Below are 16,162 nucleotides of genomic sequence, written 5' to 3'. Positions count from 1 at the left end.
TGAAAAGTCCCGCATATGGACTGGCTCTGAGACACAACCGAACGCGTTGTATTAAGCGCCTCAACATCTTGCTATTGATTGCGCTGTTGGCAGAGATACTCATGTGGCGGAACGGCCTCATTGCGACAAAAGCCAAATGGCAATACGACTTTCAAGCAAATACTATTAAGCATCGGCGTGTTCTTTCCATTCCTCGTCTGGGCCGCGAGGTGAGAAATCATCGGCGATATTGCATCAATGAAAAGCAATATCAATGGGCTATGCTCGAATACCAGAAGCTGACGCATTCATCAGGGTTGGGCGAATTATGAGGGGATCCTTCAGAAATTTAATAAGGTGCGGAGCATGACGTCTGATATAAGGAAAAGGCATACTAATGGAAAACTTTAAACATATTCCTGAACCATTCCGTATTCGCGTTATCGAGCCTGTAAAGCGTACAACACGCGCATATCGCGAAGAAGCTATCGTAAAAGCGGGCATGAACCCCTTTTTATTGGACAGCGAAGACGTCTTTATTGATTTACTGACAGACAGTGGCACTGGTGCAATTACTCAAGACATGCAGGCCGCTATGTTGCGTGGTGATGAAGCATACAGTGGCAGTCGCAGCTACTATGCGCTTTCCAATGCCGTGAAAGACATTTTTGGCTATGAACTGACGATTCCAACTCACCAGGGCCGTGGTGCGGAGCAGATTTATATTCCCGTGTTGATCAAAAAGCGTGAGAAAGAAAAGGGATTGGACCGAAGCAAAATGGTCGCGCTATCCAATTACTTCTTTGATACGACGCAAGGCCACACACAAGTTAACTGCTGCGTGGCGAAAAACGTATACACCAAAGATGCGTTTGATACGTCAGTCACCGCCGACTTTAAGGGTAATTTTGATCTGGAAAAACTGGAAGCCGCTATTCTAGACGCAGGCGCTGAGAACGTACCCTACATCGTCAGCACTATCACTTGTAACTCTGCAGGCGGTCAACCCGTGTCCATCGCCAACTTAAAGGCCGTTTATGAAATTGGACAGAAATATGACATCCCAGTGATCATGGATTCAGCACGTTTTGCAGAGAATGCATACTTCGTGCAGCAACGCGAAGAAGCCTATAAGGATTGGACAATTGCTGAGATCACATACGAAGCCTATAAGTACGCAGATGGCTTGGCGATGTCAGCAAAAAAAGACGCCATGGTTCAAATGGGCGGACTGCTTTGCTTTAAAGACGAGTCCATGATGGACGTTTACCAAGAGTGTCGCACGCTTTGCGTTGTCCAAGAAGGCTTCCCTACTTATGGCGGTCTGGAAGGGGGGGCAATGGAGCGTTTGTCCGTCGGCCTGTATGACGGTATGCGCCAAGAGTGGCTGGAATACCGCATCAAGCAAGTTCAATATTTGGTTGATGGATTGGAATCTATCGGTGTTATCTGTCAGCAAGCAGGCGGTCATGCGGCGTTCGTTGATGCGGGTAAACTTCTCCCGCATATCCCAGCGGATCAATTCCCTGCTCATGCGCTGGCTTGTGAGCTGTATAAAGTGGCTGGAATCCGTGCCGTCGAAATCGGCTCACTACTGCAAGGCCGTGACCCACAAACAGGTGAGCAATACCCTTGCCCAGCAGAGCTGCTTCGACTAACAATTCCTCGTGCTACCTATACCCAATCGCACATGGATTTCATTATTGAAGCGTTCGAAGAAGTGAAAAAGAATGCGCAGAATGTAAAGGGCCTAGCGTTCACTTATGAACCCTCGGTATTACGTCACTTTACAGCTCGACTCACTGAGGTTTCTCCGGTAATAACAATAAAAAAGTCTTCGGCTAAACCTGAATTAGAACCAACAGAATAAATATATTTATGAGCGCAATTTCTATTGCGCTCTTTTTTACTTTTCAAATCTAATTTCGTGAACAATGAGAATTTTATTATGGAAAAGAGTCCTTCTTTAATGGGGGGAGCCTGTATCATTGCCAGCGTTTGTGTTGGCGCTGGTATGTTAGGCCTCCCAAGTTCAGGGGCGGGAGCCTGGACATTTTGGTCAATTCTTGCAATTACAGTCACTATGATTGTTATGACAGTTTCTGGATGGATGTTGTTAGAATCCTTTAAACACTACGATCTAAAAGTTTCTTTTAATTCCGTCACTAAAGATCTTCTCGGCAGTAAAGTGAATTTATTTAATAACATTACTGTCTATTTTGTTGGTGGCATTCTTTTATACGCATACATTACTTCTTCGGGGCTCATTCTCCAAGAAATCACCGGATTAAGCAGTAAACTCACGTCTGTTATTTTCGTATTCGTTTTTTCATTGTTTGTCTGGCATTCCACACGTGCTGTAGACAGAATTTCAGTTGTGCTCATTGCTTTCATGGTACTGAGCTTTGTATTTGGCGTATCTGGAATGGCGATTAACGTCGATTTAGGCGTGCTTTTCGATGCAGCAAATGAAGAACGCAAATACGCACCGTATGCCATGGCAATGTTGCCTGTCGCACTCACCTCTTTTGGTTATCACCACTCCGTATCTTCCATGCGTGCGTATTATGGCGACGAAAGAAAAGCAAAATACGCAATCCTGGGTGGCACAATCATTGCCCTTGCGCTGTATTGCCTGTGGCTAATCAGCATCTTTGGCAATCTCCCTCGTCATGAGTTTGGCCCTGTCATCGAACAAGGAGGGAATGTTGATATTCTCTTGAAGGAGCTAGACGGCGTTATCACTTCTGACAGTGTTTCCAAGGCCATTAATGCCTTCTCAATGGCGGCAATTTTGTCATCATTTATCGGCGTGGGATTGGGAGTGTTCGATTTTCTGGCTGATTTCTTCAAATTTGACGATACCCGCGAAGGCAGAACCAAGTGCTGGTTAGTCACCTTCTTACCACCGCTGGTCATGTCGTTACTGTTTCCCTTTGGCTTTATCATCGCAATAGGTTATGCCGGTGCTGCAGCAACAGTATGGGCGTGTATTGTACCCGCACTTCTTGCTCTGAAATCCCGTTCAATGGCCGGTGGCAATCAAGGCTTTATGGCGCCTGGCGGGAATGCCATGATTGGCGCCGTCATCCTATTTGGCGTGCTCACAGCCCTGTTTCATTTCCTCGCAATGGCGGGTGTATTACCTTCATTTATCGGGTAATCATACGGTGTCGAGTGGAGGGCCGCCTTAGCGGCCCTCTTTTTTTGTTTCTGAAGACGAAACGTGAGGATCATCTTCTGGCGTTTGTTTGGAAGCTTCGCCCAACGCATTGAACGAAGGAAGGTTATCTCCCTTCTTCTCTCCTTTGTCTTGCGGGAAGACGTGTAAACTATCTGAAAGATCTTCACCAGAAAGCGCCTTTTGTTGTGCGTCTTGAACGTGAACATGTGGCAGAGTTGATGTTATCGCTGGCGAGTCATCCTCCCACTGCTGCGGTACAGAATGTATCCGGGCAGTAGGATGTGCGATACAGGACAATTCAAACTCAGCGGCAAACTGGTTTCCCTCTACCAGCTCAATATTCAGCGTACTCTGATGAAGACTTAATATGGCTTCAACAATCTTCGTACCCATACCAAGTGCGCCTGACGCACTTTCTGTGTCAATGGCGTTCTCAACCCGAATCGTCACTCTTGAAATACCTTTTCGCGTCGCTTTCACCTGAATGATGCTTTTAACCGGACTATGGCGTACTGCATTTTCAATGAGATTATCAAACACTCGGTTAATAAGTTGCTCATCGGCCATCACTGTCATATCGGCTTCGCTAACAATGGCCATATCAATCTGTTTTTGGCATAACGGCAATTCGAACCGTTTTTTTACCTCCATAAGCAATTCTTTTGCATCCATCTCTCGGTATGACAACACCACTTTTGCTGACGGTGAACGCGCTGCTTCTAGCTGATCTTTAAGATGTTGTTGGAGTCTAAGCGCATTGTGATACGCCGTATCAATCATTCCTTGGCCCTCCTTGTGCTGGATGCGCCATGTTTCGAGATAACCAAGGATATTGGCCAGCGGCGTTTTCAGATCATGGCTCAATTGCACCAAATGCTCTCGGCGCTGTGCTTCTTGTACCCGTAACTGAATAAACTGCTGTTGGATAACAGCCATCATTCGGCGGTATTGCGCGGCCATATCCTGCAGCTCTGCGGCATCAAACTTGAGTGGCGGAGTGATCCTAAATTCTGACAATGCGGCATCTTCAATCTGTTTTACCATCCCCCTACCCGGCGAGATGATTTGCCGATAGACCATCCGGTATACCACCACGGCAAAGAGTAAAATCACAATCAGCGCACCCGCCACCACCGGAACGTATTGCAATAAAGACTGCGGGTCCGCCAATGCCACGCGCTGTTGGCTGTCAATGACGACATACAGATACCCCGCCACTCCATCATCATCTTCAATTCGCGCCGCTGAGAAGACTTTTTCTCGTCCCAGATTAAGCGGATCTTGGCCTAAGATAGGAAACGGTTTGCCGTCTAAAAACTGTTTGATAGGCGTCGTATCAATCTGTGTTTGTTGCACATTTTCGATGGGCGGACCGGATGTCATGATGTGGCCGTTAGGGTCCAAAAAATAAATTTCGAAATCAGGACCTAATAGCATGAGGGTGTGGAAAATCGACGAGAGGGCTTTAGGGCTATAGTCATCACCCACCATCAAAGGGTTGTCATCGCGCATGTGTACGGCAAGGTCTCTATGAAGCGACTGCTGTGTACGAAGCTCATTGTCTTCCCAAACACGCACACTTATCGTCGTCAGCAAGGCTGCGCTCACTACAAACCATATTAAGGTAAACAGCAGTAGCCGATGCTTAAACGCCAAGATTAACCTCCGGTTTATCTGCTATTTCATTGGGGCAGACTCTCGAAACTTGTATCCCACCCCCCAAACAGTATGGATGTATTTTGGTAGATTTGGGCGACTCTCCAACTTACTTCTCAATCGATTCACCGCGCAACAAACTGTATGGCGATAACCATCATAGTCCGTATTCCATACACGGCTTAATAGCTCGTCTTTACTAAACACTCGGTCAGGACGCTTCGCAAGGCAGCACAACAAGGAAAACTCAGTAGGCGTCAAATTGACGGAAAGGCCATCCAATATCACCCTATGTGTCTCCTGACAAATTTCTAAATGCTTAAAAATCATGGAGGACGGTGCGTTGACCGTTTCAAAGGCAGAAACTCCTATCGCATCGGCCGACCACTGATAGTGAGTAACTCGGCGCAGCAATGCGCGGATCCTCGCCTGAAATTCAATCACACTAAACGGCTTGAATAAGTAATCGTCAGCCCCTGACTCAAACCCTTCGACCATATCCGTTTCTGTGTCCATGGCCGTTAAAATGAGAATGGGTAAACCTTTTTGCTGTCTCCTCAGTTGCTGACAAAGCACCACGCCATCGCCATCTTCCAAACCGCGATCAAGAACAATAGCATCCACCACACACCGATTAAGAATGTCGAACCCCTCTTGAATCGATGCGCCTTTTAGGACGTCAAATCCCATGACTTTCAGATGAAGGGCGATCAACTCTGAAATGTCTTTATCATCTTCCAAAACCAAAACTGTCTGAGACATAGCTTTACCACACTGTCAGTCGGTATAGACAGAGTGTTAGAACATAGCGTGCTCGATTTACTTTCACCAAAAACAGTATACATTGCGCGAAAATTCGCCATTCTCTCTCATGGTATGGGATTCTCACCTTTAAGACGATGTGGAAATTTTCTTGATAACTTATGAGTATGAAACGTCCAGAATATAGAACGTTTAGATATATTGTTAAATCAATAAGTTAGCTTACCCCCTCCTTATCAAACACCACAAAAAATCATTAGAACGCGAAGCATTTCAAGCTCATCATGTAACATCGAGAGGGAAAATGTGATGCGTATTTGTTATCATTAATTCTATTGCGCTTAAAACAATCAGTCAGTTAAACCACTTTCTTATGTATCGCGCAGTAGAAAGTCACTGATAAAAATGATTAGAGCCATATTCATTCATCGTGGCTATTTTTAATGAGAGGGAACTTCCATGAAAAAACTTTTAACCACGTCGTTGCTGTTGCTGGCTTCTGCTCCAATGACAAGCCTGGCATCAGACTGTGGCAAGGTAACAATTGCGGACATGAACTGGAACTCCGCAAGCCTCATCGCAAACGTCGACCGTTTTATTCTCGCAGAAGGTTATAACTGCGACGCCGAACTTGTTCCTGGCGATACCATGCCAACGGGCACGTCCATGATCGAAAAAGGTGAACCAGACGTTGCACCAGAACTGTGGAGTAATTCTTTAAAAGCCGCGCTTGACCGTGGTGTAGAAGAAGGTCGCCTCCGATTCGCAGGTGCGGTTCTGTCAGACGGTGGTGAAGAGGGATTTTGGGTACCTAAGTATTTAGTCGACAAGCACCCAGCACTTGCCACCATCGACGGTGTTATTGCCAACCGAGAATTATTCGAACACCCAGAGGATCCATCCAAATCCGCATTCTATGGCTGCCCTGCGGGTTGGAACTGCCAAATATCATCAGGCAATCTGTTTGAGGCCATGGGCTTAGGCGACGAAGGTTTTGAACTGATTGATCCAGGTTCAGGTGCAGGTCTATCAGGATCTATCGCCAAAGCCTATGAGCGTGGCGAAGGCTGGTTTGGCTACTACTGGGCACCAACCGCCGTTCTGGGTAAATATGAAATGGTCAAAGTTGACTTCGGTTCAGGCATTGATGAAGAACACTTCAAAAGCTGTACCACTAGCGCAGAGTGTTTGGAGCCTAAAGTCACCATGTACCCACCTTCAGCGGTTGATACCGTAATCACAGAAAGCTTCGCGGGCCGCTCTCCTGAGGCGGTGAACTACCTGTCCACCCGCTCTTTTACCAATGCTCAGCTAAACGTATTACTTGCATGGATGGAAGAAAATCAGGCGGATGGCGAAATTGCTGCGCAACACTTTCTCGAAAACAATGAAGACATCTGGGGTCAATGGGTAAGCCCTGAAGTCGCTGCGAAGGTGAAAGCCGCGCTGTAACAACTCTCTCAAAGACGCGGGTTGATGTCTCAACCCGCCTTTTCAATATAACAATAATGTTTTTGCGACCCACCTTAGCGATGTCTTAAATAAGGTCGCCTACGACCCTTAACACAAGGGTGTATAGTTTAATCATTAAAGACGCAGAGGACGCTGTACTGTTATGGCTGACAATTCTTGGCTGACCGAATTTCCGGAGATGTCTCGTTCAGATCTCCTGACAATTCGTAAAACACTCGATGGTGCTTATCGCGAGTTTTCACGTAACTATGGTGAAACCATCGAATCCTTCTTTGATCCGCTTCTTCAATTTCTCATTTGGTTTGAAAAACTTCTCCTCGGCACCCCATGGTGGCTAATGATTGCTATTCTTGCGGGGATCTCTTATGTCGCCAGCCGTTCTTGGAAGCTTGCTGTCGCGGTCATTTTATCTTTCCTCGCCATTGGGTATTTTGGCATGTGGGAAGATACCATGCGCACCATGAGTATTATCTTGGTGTGTACCATGCTAGCCATATTTCTTGGGATACCCATTGGCATTGCGATGGCGCGTTCCAATAAAGTGCAATCTACCGTCACGCCAATGCTTGACGTTATGCAGACAATGCCTGCCTTCGTTTACCTCATCCCAGTCGTGATGCTGCTTGGTATTGGTAAAATACCGGGGGTTATTGCGGTTGTTATCTATGCCATTCCGCCTGTGATACGGCTGACTAACCTCGGCATACGGCTGGTCGACAAAGAAGTACTAGAAGCTGCTACAGCCTATGGTACCAGCCCAACGCAGCGTTTGTTTGGGGTTCAGCTACCTTTGGCGATGCCAACTATCATGGCAGGTATCAACCAAACCATCATGATGGCACTGGCCATGGTCGTGATTGCATCCATGATTGGTGTGAAAGGACTGGGGCAGCCCGTACTAAAATCCATTACGAACCAATACTTTACCTTGGGTCTAATTAATGGCCTTGCCATTGTTGCTTTGGCAATCATCTTTGACCGCGTATCACAAAGCTATGCAAAACGTTCACAGCAGCATTTGAGCGGAGGCCACAATGAATAATGCAGATACCAGCACACCGCTGATCCAGATTAAGGGCCTGTACAAAATTTTCGGTAATACACCAGATAAGGTCTTGCCCAACGTAAAAGCAGGCGAATCAAAAGACGATATTCTTGCGGCTACCGGACACACTGTGGGCCTTCAAGATATCAATCTAGACATTGCCAGCGGCGAAATATTCGTGATTATGGGACTGTCCGGCTCAGGGAAATCGACACTTATTCGTCACTTCAACCGCTTGATTGAACCGACTGAAGGCCAAATCATTGTTGAAGGCGAAGACGTTATGAAGCTCGATGATAAGGGACTTCAGGATTTCCGCCGTCATAAAATGTCCATGGTATTCCAGCGCTTCGGTTTGATGCCCCATCGCACCGTGCTGCAAAACGTGGCGTACGGTCTGCAAGTTCAGGGCGTTGATAAATTAGAGCGTGAGAAAAAAGCAACTGATTGGTTGGACACGGTTGGCCTTGGCGGTTATGAACAACAATACCCGTCTCAGTTGTCTGGTGGTCAGCAGCAGCGAGTCGGTCTGGCTCGCGCTTTGTGTACTGATGCCGAAATATTGTTAATGGACGAAGCCTTCTCTGCACTTGACCCACTGATCCGAAGCGAAATGCAAGATCAGCTTATTGGTCTTCAGGAGAAACTGCACAAAACCATTATCTTTATCACACATGATTTGGATGAAGCGCTTCGCTTAGGCGACCGCATTGCGATTTTGCGCGACGGTAAGTTGGTACAGCAAGGTCGGCCTGTCGATATTCTTCTTAACCCTGCTGATGACTATGTCGAAGCGTTCGTTAAAGACGTCAACCGTGCACGCGCACTGACTGTCGACACCGTTATGAAGCCGCAAAGTCTGCGGATTAGCGCCGAAACGGTTGGAGAAGCCATTGCTCAAATGCGTCAGGCAAAAGCACAACATGGCTACTACATGAATGATGACGGTTACCAAGGTGCATTGTGCAGAGATAAACTCGAATCGGTAGAAGCATCACGCCATGACGACGCGATTGATGATTCCGTGCTTGAAAGTGTTCCCGGTATTCAATCTGACGCACTTCTAGAGCAAGTGATTCCTGATACATTGGAATACTCACTGCCTCTTCCTGTCTTGGATGAGGATGGAGAATTGCAGGGAGAGTTATCCCGCGCAAATCTGGCTGAAGCCCTAAGTGACCAATCTGCAAGCAGTCAGGGAGCCACATCTCCCCGTGATAAGTCCGATGAAATGAAAGCATCGGCATAAGGACGAAAAAGCGCTTCATCACGAAGCGCTTTTCTTTACCATCTGTTACGCCACACTTCGCTATACTAACGTAAAACTTATCATTCCTGAGACAGCCGTGTGTTTGCAACGAATAGCAAAAGCTCCTATGCGCATAGTGCCTTTGGCTTAAAATTAGCCACGATAAATTTGTTCAATTTTATCGAGCCACCGGGTGCATTTTATGAATTCAGTAATATCTACAGCGAAGATCAATGGCGTCAAAAACGCGCTTGGCTGAATCGCTATATCGGCAGTTATCAGCCAGATATCATTGCTTTTCAGGAAGTATTTAGCGCAAATACTTTGCGATCATTGCTTGAGCCTCTTGGATACCGGTTCTTCTCAGTGGTCGATGAGCCGGAACCTCTGGACGAGTATGTTTACAAAAGTCCGGTGGTTTGCCTTGCTTCACGCTATCCAATTTTGAGTGCGCTACCACTGCGTGCAGATCCAGAACTTTCCGTGAAGCTTGGTCTTAATGAGGACTTTGAATACAGTCGCCTTCCTCTGTTCGCAACCCTTGAACTGCCTTCCGTTGGACAAACTGATGTCTACGTTGTGCATTTAAAATCTAAACGCCCCATCACGGATGAAAACCCAGACAAAAAGAAGAAAACACTTCACGATTCTATGAGAGAAGAAATTGCAGGGTCTTGGGCCTCCTCTATTCAAAGAGGCTCGGAGGCTTGCCACTTAATGGTATCCATTATCGAACGACGCTCTCATACCAATAACCCCGCGATTTTGATGGGTGACTTTAATGACAACCTGAACTCTGAGGTGTTGCGTGCTTTCCATGTGAACAGCTTACGTTCTATTACTGAGGACATGGCAGACATGCCCTTGTCTCACTACCAACTGCATGATAGTTGGGACCTTTATGTGAAAAACATGGGCGAAGCAAGCTTGGAAAGACCGTCTACGCACTACTTTCACGCCAAGGGCTCAGTGCTTGATTACATATTGCTTTCCAACGAATTCAACAGCAATGATCCGGCAAGTATTGCCGAAGTTGGGGATTTTCATTGTGAGGATCGGCATCTTGTTGACCCGAAATTTGATCAAGACACATATTCAAGCGATCACGCGATTGTTTGCGTAACCATTTCATTGAGACGTTAATATTCACCCTAACTAGGCCTTGAGCAAAGCAGTACGCTGAAGATGCGCTAATAAACGAGCACAATCGTTACGATCGAATGGGGATACCATCATGTATCGTTTTTCAACTTTTTGGGTATGTTTAAAGCTGCTGATTGTTTCAATCACACTGCTTTTTTCCGGACAGCTAGCCGCACAAGCATCGCAGCAAGGCGAGATCACTATCATCAGTGAATATTGGGCGGATGCCACTGAGAAAAATGGAAGTGGCTTGTACTTTGACATTATGAAACGGGTGTTTGAACCACTTGGCTACACGATAAAAACGCAAACTACGACCTACTCTCGCAGCGTCAAGCTTGTTCAATCAAAAAGAATGGATGTGTTTTTAGGATCCTATCTCGATGAACAAGAAGACGTGCTTTATCCACGCTGGCATTTCGATGCAGAGCAGGTGGCTGCAATATACAAACCTAGCGTGATCGCGAACTGGCAAGGAGAAGCCAGTTTAAAAGGAAAAACTGTCGCTTGAGTGAAAGGCTATGACTATGATGAATATCTGGAAACTGACCTCAATAAACGTGAAGTGAAGTCTCGCCGCCAAGGGCTTTCCCTGCTCGCATCAGACCGTATAGACGCACTATTGGATGCGCACGATGAAATCGTGGAAGAGCTTGAACAAAACATGCCAGAAACACACTCCCTATCTATATCAATCGTTAAAGATCTCCGATTATATCCAGCCTTTTCTGATACGCCACAAGGGGATAAACTGCGCAAAATTTATGATGAGCGGTTTGAAACGCTGTTAATAAACGGGGAGATTAAGCATCTGTTTGAAGAGTATGAATGGGAGCGCTTTCCGTTTACACCACTGAATTAAAAAATGCCACTAAAGGTGGCATTCTTTCGATATTCATGCGGCGCTATCGCATTTAACGACGGTCAGAAATGTCTTGGTAATCGCCGTCGATAGTTTGGCCCTGATGCTGGTGCTTTTCGCCAAACGGCGTTTGCTGCTCTTGTGTAAACTGTTGCTGGTAGATACCAGCCTGCTGTTCTTGCATTTTGCGCACTTTTTTCATGACAAAAGGCTTCGCAATCAATGCGCAGAGAGAAACAAACAGTCCAAGTACTGTTGCAAATACAAGGGTAAAGAAGCCTAAAATAAGTGTCATCACACCAATTAGGAGTTGTCTCATGTCGATTCCTCGTGGATTAAGATCGTGTCGGCTTCAATTCATTGTGTTTGCCTTACCTACCTAACATGCGCCTTCAACCCCACATTTTCAACCCTGCTTTACAGAATTTTACATTCCAGTTTTATATTCCCCTCACCTTATGCGCCATTACATCCCAATCAGAACTTTGATTTCATTCACCAATATCGGGACGTTTTGCCAAAGGACAAAATGCCCCTCGTCAGGCAAAATTTTCAGTTCTACCCCATCATGTAATTTCTTTTTAGCAAAGAGTGAGTTTCTCGGATCGGCAATGTCATCGTCTTTGCCATGCAGCAAAACAATGGGCATTTTCAGCGTTTTCCAATTTTGACTGGATAACTTACTTAGCTCCCCTTCCAGCACCATCATTTCTTCATTTGAGCGGTTCATGTCTTCAGGCAAAATCCACTTGCCTACCAATGTGTCCGCGAGATAATTGTACCATTTTGGGTTTTCCATTTCGGGATCAAATGCAGATGCAATGAGCAACAAGCCACTTACTTTATCGGGCACAATCAATGCTGCTTGCAGCGCTATCGGCCCGCCCAAGGAGTGACCGACTAGGTATGTTCTTTTATCGCCATTCTCGATAAGTGGGACAATTGCCATTGCTTGCCGGCGAATAGAGGTTTCCACTGGTGTCCTCGACTCGCCAAAGCCCAACCTGTCTACAGAAATGAGCTCAGCTTGCTGCAACGCTTCATGTTTCAAATAGTCATCATAGGCCTCTTTGCTGCCTGGAGAGCCGTGTATGAAAATCACACGAACGTCAGACTTATTGTTACCCCCTTGTTTTATGACTATTGGCGTAGCCGCCTCATCCATCACTGGAGTAGCACTTGCTGTTTGAAGACCTAACACTGAAATTAGCAATATCGAAAAAATTCTAAAACGCCGCATATCTTTTCTCGCTCGAATAGCTCTGTTTAATAAGACCGACCAACCGCTTATTAACTAACGTAAAACGAGTCACTTTTAATGACATTTGTATTGTTAAGGAGATTTAACAGCTTGAGTTAACTATGAGACGACGGGCAAGTCTTGGTGCGTTGTAATCTAAACCAAACGGCCTGAGTATGTATCAGGTGGTTTAAGGATATACACATGTCAAAAAGAGGATGTATGACATGAAAACAGGGTTCAGTAGTATGGTGCTTTGTCTTTTTACCGCCAGTATACTGGTCGGATGCTCGGCATCACGCCATGACAATTTAGCAGACCTCGGCTTCGCCACACCTTACCTAGAAGGCTATGACGATGGGTGCCACAGCAAAGTCACGGCGGCTCAAACCCATACAGAGGGCTTTCGCCAAGATCCTGAGCGCATGTACAAAAGTGACCGTTATGCGAGTGGTTGGAATGACGGTTTTGAGCAGTGCTTTGTTGCAAGTAAACATTTTCATTAAACATCCAGCTCATTTAGCAGGATTCATACTAAAAAGCGCACCGATATTTTAGTGCTTATCACTTTTCGTCAGTATCACACGCTGAGTGACTGTCGTTCCATTCATCAGTGTTGCCGTCACCCTACTACTGCGTGTACTGGCGACATCTGAGCGCAAAAACAACGTACCATTTGCCGGTGTAATCTCGCTCCCCAACACTCCAGAAAGCGAAATATCAACGCCCTCAACCGGCTCGCCAGATTGCGACACAACCACCCAGAGTCCCTGCTGAACGGATGTGATGTGTAATTCGACGCCTGAAACTGTCGAATCAGCTAAAGCGCGAAAAGAAAAAGCGGCGGCAATCAATAGCGTTTTATGATTGTTCACAGAATGTCTCCTTTCTGGCGATAGACGTGTTTTTGCTCTCCGTGTGTTCAGTTTAGTTACGAATTATTCAATCCCACAATACGGGTCTACGGCTCACTCTGGAACGTGGTAAATCTACAGGCTTTCGTTATCTGTTTACTCACTCAATCCGAAAATATGATTAACATCGCAGCGAGTGAGGATCTTCCGAATTTTTTGCAATATTTCTCGTGACCAAAATCGAGATTGTCCTACATTTAAGACAGGGGATGTGTGCAATAACAAACAAATACCTTTCATTCTGCCTTTTACATTGACATCAGGAGAGTCCATGCGTCACTTCTTGCCCAAAACAATAAAGACACAACTAACCAGTGTTGCTGTGTTAATTCTGTTTGCTGTCGTTGTGTTTGCTGCCACTTTTTATAGCTCTTTTTCAGAACTTAAAAAGCTCGATACAGCCTCAATGGACATACTAAAAAGCCAAACATCGGTATTAATGCTTCGTCGGCATGAAAAGGATTTCATGGCAAGGAATGACACCAAATATAAAACCAAGTTTGAAGGTGAATTCACGGCTTTAACAAGCAGGCTTTCTTCAGCTGGCTCGTTACTCAAATCCCTACAAATGGAAAAGCAGAATGACATCCAAGCAATGCTCAACAAACTAAACAAATACAAACACGACTTCGAGGTACTGGTCGATCAAAGGATTACCGTTGGTGTTTCTCACGATAAAGGCCTTCAAAGAGAGGCAAGAGAAGCTTCACATCGGATAGAAAAAGAAGTGCAGCAGATCAAAGACGACAACATCTATAAACAATTGCTGATGCTTCGACGTCATGAAAAAGATTTCTTACTTCGTTCAAACAAGAAATATCTAGATGCATTTAACACACAGTATTCTGCCGTAAGATCAGCGATTGCAGAGGGTCAGATGCCTGCCAGCAACCGTATGATCATGGAGTCAGCGCTTACCGAATACCACGATGCATTTAACGCGCTGGTAGAAGGCCTGTCTCACATTGGCCTCACCCCCCAAGAAGGGCTGCATGGAAGCCTTAGGACCTCGGTGCGCGAGACCGAATCCCAAATGAAAGCCCTCAGCGAAGATCTCGTTGCGTCCATTAAGGCACGAGAATCAAGCGTTACAACACAATTAATTTTGGTTGGCACCGTATTAGCAACGGTGCTCTGCTTAACCATCTTGCTTATCTCACGTCATGTCACCAGAAAGGTATCCACCGCTAACGAATTGATGAGGAAAATCGCAAGCGGTAACACATCTTTGGATGTACGCATGCGCTTACCAGGAAGCGATGAGCTTTCACAGCTTGCCGTTCATTTCAATACCTTCATCAGCAATCTCCAATCGACCATGGAAAAGATTGGTGCTATTTCCGGCGAACTCTCTACCAATGCACGCCACAGTTATTCTCTGGCACAGAAAACAGCCGACAATGCTGAAATGCAGCGTGCAGAATCAGAATCTGTTGCGGCAGCAATGAATGAAATGACAGCAACCAGCAAAGAGATCGCGCAAAGTGTTGCTCAGGCAGCCAGTGTTGCGAACGAATTGCAGCAATCGGCTCAAACAGGGCGAAGCGTAAATACGGAAACATCGACGCAAGCTAACGAACTGTCAGACAGCATGCAGCTAACTAGCCAAAAAATGCAATCGCTGAGTACAGACAGTGAGGAAATTGGTTCAGTGATTGACGTTATTCGCTCTATCACCGAGCAAACTAACTTGCTAGCACTCAATGCAGCAATTGAAGCGGCGCGAGCGGGAGAGCAGGGTCGAGGCTTTGCCGTCGTGGCCGACCAGGTCAGAGAGCTCGCAATGAAAACCCATCAATCAACCGATGAAATTACCAATATCATTGAACAACTTCAGCTTGGTATTAAAGACAGTGTTGATGTAATGACAGAAAGCAGTGAAATGGCCTCTCGCAGTGTTAAGCAGGCTCTAGAAGGCGCATCAGTCATGGTTCGCATGGTGGATCAAATAGAGAATATTGCTGGGCAAAACATGCAAATTGCAACGGCATCAGAAGAGCAGACTGTCGTGACAGAAAGTGTGGACAGAAACATCATCGTCATCGCAGATCTTGCAGGGCAAACTGCCGATGCAGCCAAAAACTCGCATCGCTCAGCAAATACCATTGAGTCTCTATCCCAAGAACTCGATGCTCTGGTTAAAACGTTTGTAGGGTCTTCAACGTCGACCAACAAGACGAACGCTATGACCGCCAGCCCGCTCGCGCACTCGCTTTCGTCATAAAAGAATTACATCAATCTATCATGTTATGGGGTGTTCACACGCCCCATTGCTCCCCAAAGCTAAAATCTCACTTTCTGCAAACCCACACACCTAACGCTATAGTAATAAAAGCAGCCAATGATTTGGAATCATGATGAAATCACCCACGCCTCCGTCAAATGAAGCACTAAGGCTAGATGCGTTGCGCCATCTGAATATCTTAGATACAAGCAAAGAAGAACGTTTCGATCGCCTCACTCGTTTGGCGCAACAAATGTTTGCCACCAAGTTTGCACTTATTAGCTTTATTGATACTAATCGGCAGTGGGTAAAATCCTGTTCTGGTGATGAATGGTCTGAGACTATCCCAAGAGATCTGTCCTTTTGCGGTCATACCATATTCAATGGGCTTTGTTGCTTAAATCGATGGAACTAAATCTAGAAGCTACGAT

16 protein-coding genes and 1 pseudogene are annotated in these 16,162 nt (G+C 45.9%); 12 read left to right on the top strand and 5 right to left on the bottom strand.

Annotated features, from left to right (window positions below):
- The 3 genes and pseudogenes from B5D35_RS19395 to B5D35_RS19385 form a co-directional block, all read left to right on the top strand.
- A pseudogene (locus tag B5D35_RS19395) lies at positions 1-311 on the top strand (IS4 family transposase); the annotation flags it as partial.
- Positions 312-376: 65 nt separating this feature from the next.
- Positions 377-1,849 (top strand): tryptophanase, encoded by a 1,473-nt coding sequence (tnaA, locus tag B5D35_RS19390; RefSeq protein ID WP_078754156.1) that lies wholly within the window; start codon positions 377-379, stop codon positions 1,847-1,849.
- A gap of 78 nt (positions 1,850-1,927) precedes the next feature.
- Positions 1,928-3,142, top strand: a complete 1,215-nt coding sequence (locus B5D35_RS19385) for an aromatic amino acid transporter (protein WP_078754155.1) — start codon at positions 1,928-1,930, stop codon at positions 3,140-3,142.
- Positions 3,143-3,169: 27 nt separating this feature from the next.
- On the opposite strand, the gene B5D35_RS19380 is transcribed toward B5D35_RS19385, so the two are convergent.
- Both B5D35_RS19380 and B5D35_RS19375 read right to left on the bottom strand, forming a co-directional pair.
- Entirely contained in the window at positions 3,170-4,819 is a 1,650-nt protein-coding gene (locus B5D35_RS19380) for a sensor histidine kinase (RefSeq protein ID WP_139367810.1), read from the bottom strand.
- Between the two features lie 21 nt (positions 4,820-4,840).
- The gene (locus B5D35_RS19375) at positions 4,841-5,581 is read right to left on the bottom strand and encodes a response regulator transcription factor (protein ID WP_078754154.1); all 741 of its coding nucleotides are present in this window, start codon (positions 5,579-5,581) and stop codon (positions 4,841-4,843) included.
- Between the two features lie 459 nt (positions 5,582-6,040).
- Here B5D35_RS19375 and B5D35_RS19370 point away from each other — a divergent pair, with 459 nt between their 5' ends.
- From B5D35_RS19370 to B5D35_RS24135, 6 genes are all read left to right on the top strand, one after another.
- Positions 6,041-7,033: an ABC transporter substrate-binding protein gene (locus B5D35_RS19370; RefSeq protein ID WP_078754153.1), complete on the top strand. Its 993-nt coding sequence runs from the start codon at positions 6,041-6,043 to the stop codon at positions 7,031-7,033.
- 163 nt (positions 7,034-7,196) lie between these two features.
- Positions 7,197-8,096, top strand: a complete 900-nt coding sequence (locus B5D35_RS19365) for an ABC transporter permease (RefSeq protein ID WP_078754152.1) — start codon at positions 7,197-7,199, stop codon at positions 8,094-8,096.
- Complete coding sequence (locus tag B5D35_RS19360; protein ID WP_078754151.1) at positions 8,089-9,348, top strand: quaternary amine ABC transporter ATP-binding protein; 1,260 nt, start codon at positions 8,089-8,091, stop codon at positions 9,346-9,348. Before B5D35_RS19365 ends, B5D35_RS19360 begins: the two co-directional genes overlap by 8 nt.
- A gap of 168 nt (positions 9,349-9,516) precedes the next feature.
- Complete coding sequence (locus B5D35_RS19355) at positions 9,517-10,491, top strand: endonuclease/exonuclease/phosphatase family protein (RefSeq protein WP_244556670.1); 975 nt, start codon at positions 9,517-9,519, stop codon at positions 10,489-10,491.
- 91 nt (positions 10,492-10,582) lie between these two features.
- On the top strand, positions 10,583-11,002 hold the full coding sequence (locus B5D35_RS24140; RefSeq protein ID WP_101210382.1) for a type 2 periplasmic-binding domain-containing protein: 420 nt from the start codon (positions 10,583-10,585) through the stop codon (positions 11,000-11,002).
- Positions 11,003-11,353 carry a type 2 periplasmic-binding domain-containing protein gene (locus tag B5D35_RS24135; protein ID WP_101210381.1) on the top strand — a complete coding sequence of 117 codons (351 nt, stop codon included), beginning with the start codon at positions 11,003-11,005 and terminating at the stop codon, positions 11,351-11,353. It abuts the gene before it with no gap.
- Between the two features lie 52 nt (positions 11,354-11,405).
- On the opposite strand, the gene B5D35_RS19345 is transcribed toward B5D35_RS24135, so the two are convergent.
- Complete coding sequence (locus tag B5D35_RS19345; protein WP_078754149.1) at positions 11,406-11,672, bottom strand: hypothetical protein; 267 nt, start codon at positions 11,670-11,672, stop codon at positions 11,406-11,408.
- Between the two features lie 147 nt (positions 11,673-11,819).
- Complete coding sequence (locus tag B5D35_RS19340; RefSeq protein WP_078754148.1) at positions 11,820-12,593, bottom strand: alpha/beta fold hydrolase; 774 nt, start codon at positions 12,591-12,593, stop codon at positions 11,820-11,822.
- A 227-nt stretch (positions 12,594-12,820) separates the two neighbouring features.
- Between B5D35_RS19340 and B5D35_RS19335 the strand changes: the two genes are divergently transcribed.
- Complete coding sequence (locus B5D35_RS19335) at positions 12,821-13,099, top strand: hypothetical protein (protein WP_101210385.1); 279 nt, start codon at positions 12,821-12,823, stop codon at positions 13,097-13,099.
- Between the two features lie 48 nt (positions 13,100-13,147).
- On the opposite strand, the gene B5D35_RS19330 is transcribed toward B5D35_RS19335, so the two are convergent.
- On the bottom strand, positions 13,148-13,468 hold the full coding sequence (locus tag B5D35_RS19330; protein WP_078754146.1) for a hypothetical protein: 321 nt from the start codon (positions 13,466-13,468) through the stop codon (positions 13,148-13,150).
- A 310-nt stretch (positions 13,469-13,778) separates the two neighbouring features.
- Here B5D35_RS19330 and B5D35_RS19325 point away from each other — a divergent pair, with 310 nt between their 5' ends.
- Positions 13,779-15,731 carry a methyl-accepting chemotaxis protein gene (locus B5D35_RS19325; RefSeq protein ID WP_078754145.1) on the top strand — a complete coding sequence of 651 codons (1,953 nt, stop codon included), beginning with the start codon at positions 13,779-13,781 and terminating at the stop codon, positions 15,729-15,731.
- Between the two features lie 130 nt (positions 15,732-15,861).
- Complete coding sequence (locus B5D35_RS19320) at positions 15,862-16,146, top strand: hypothetical protein (RefSeq protein WP_139367809.1); 285 nt, start codon at positions 15,862-15,864, stop codon at positions 16,144-16,146.
- The last annotated feature ends 16 nt before the right edge of the window (positions 16,147-16,162 follow it).

This window comes from Enterovibrio nigricans DSM 22720, assembly GCF_900167155.1.
Classification (GTDB): Bacteria; Pseudomonadota; Gammaproteobacteria; order Enterobacterales; family Vibrionaceae; genus Enterovibrio; species Enterovibrio nigricans.
This window is presented reverse-complemented; position numbering and strand designations above follow the sequence as displayed.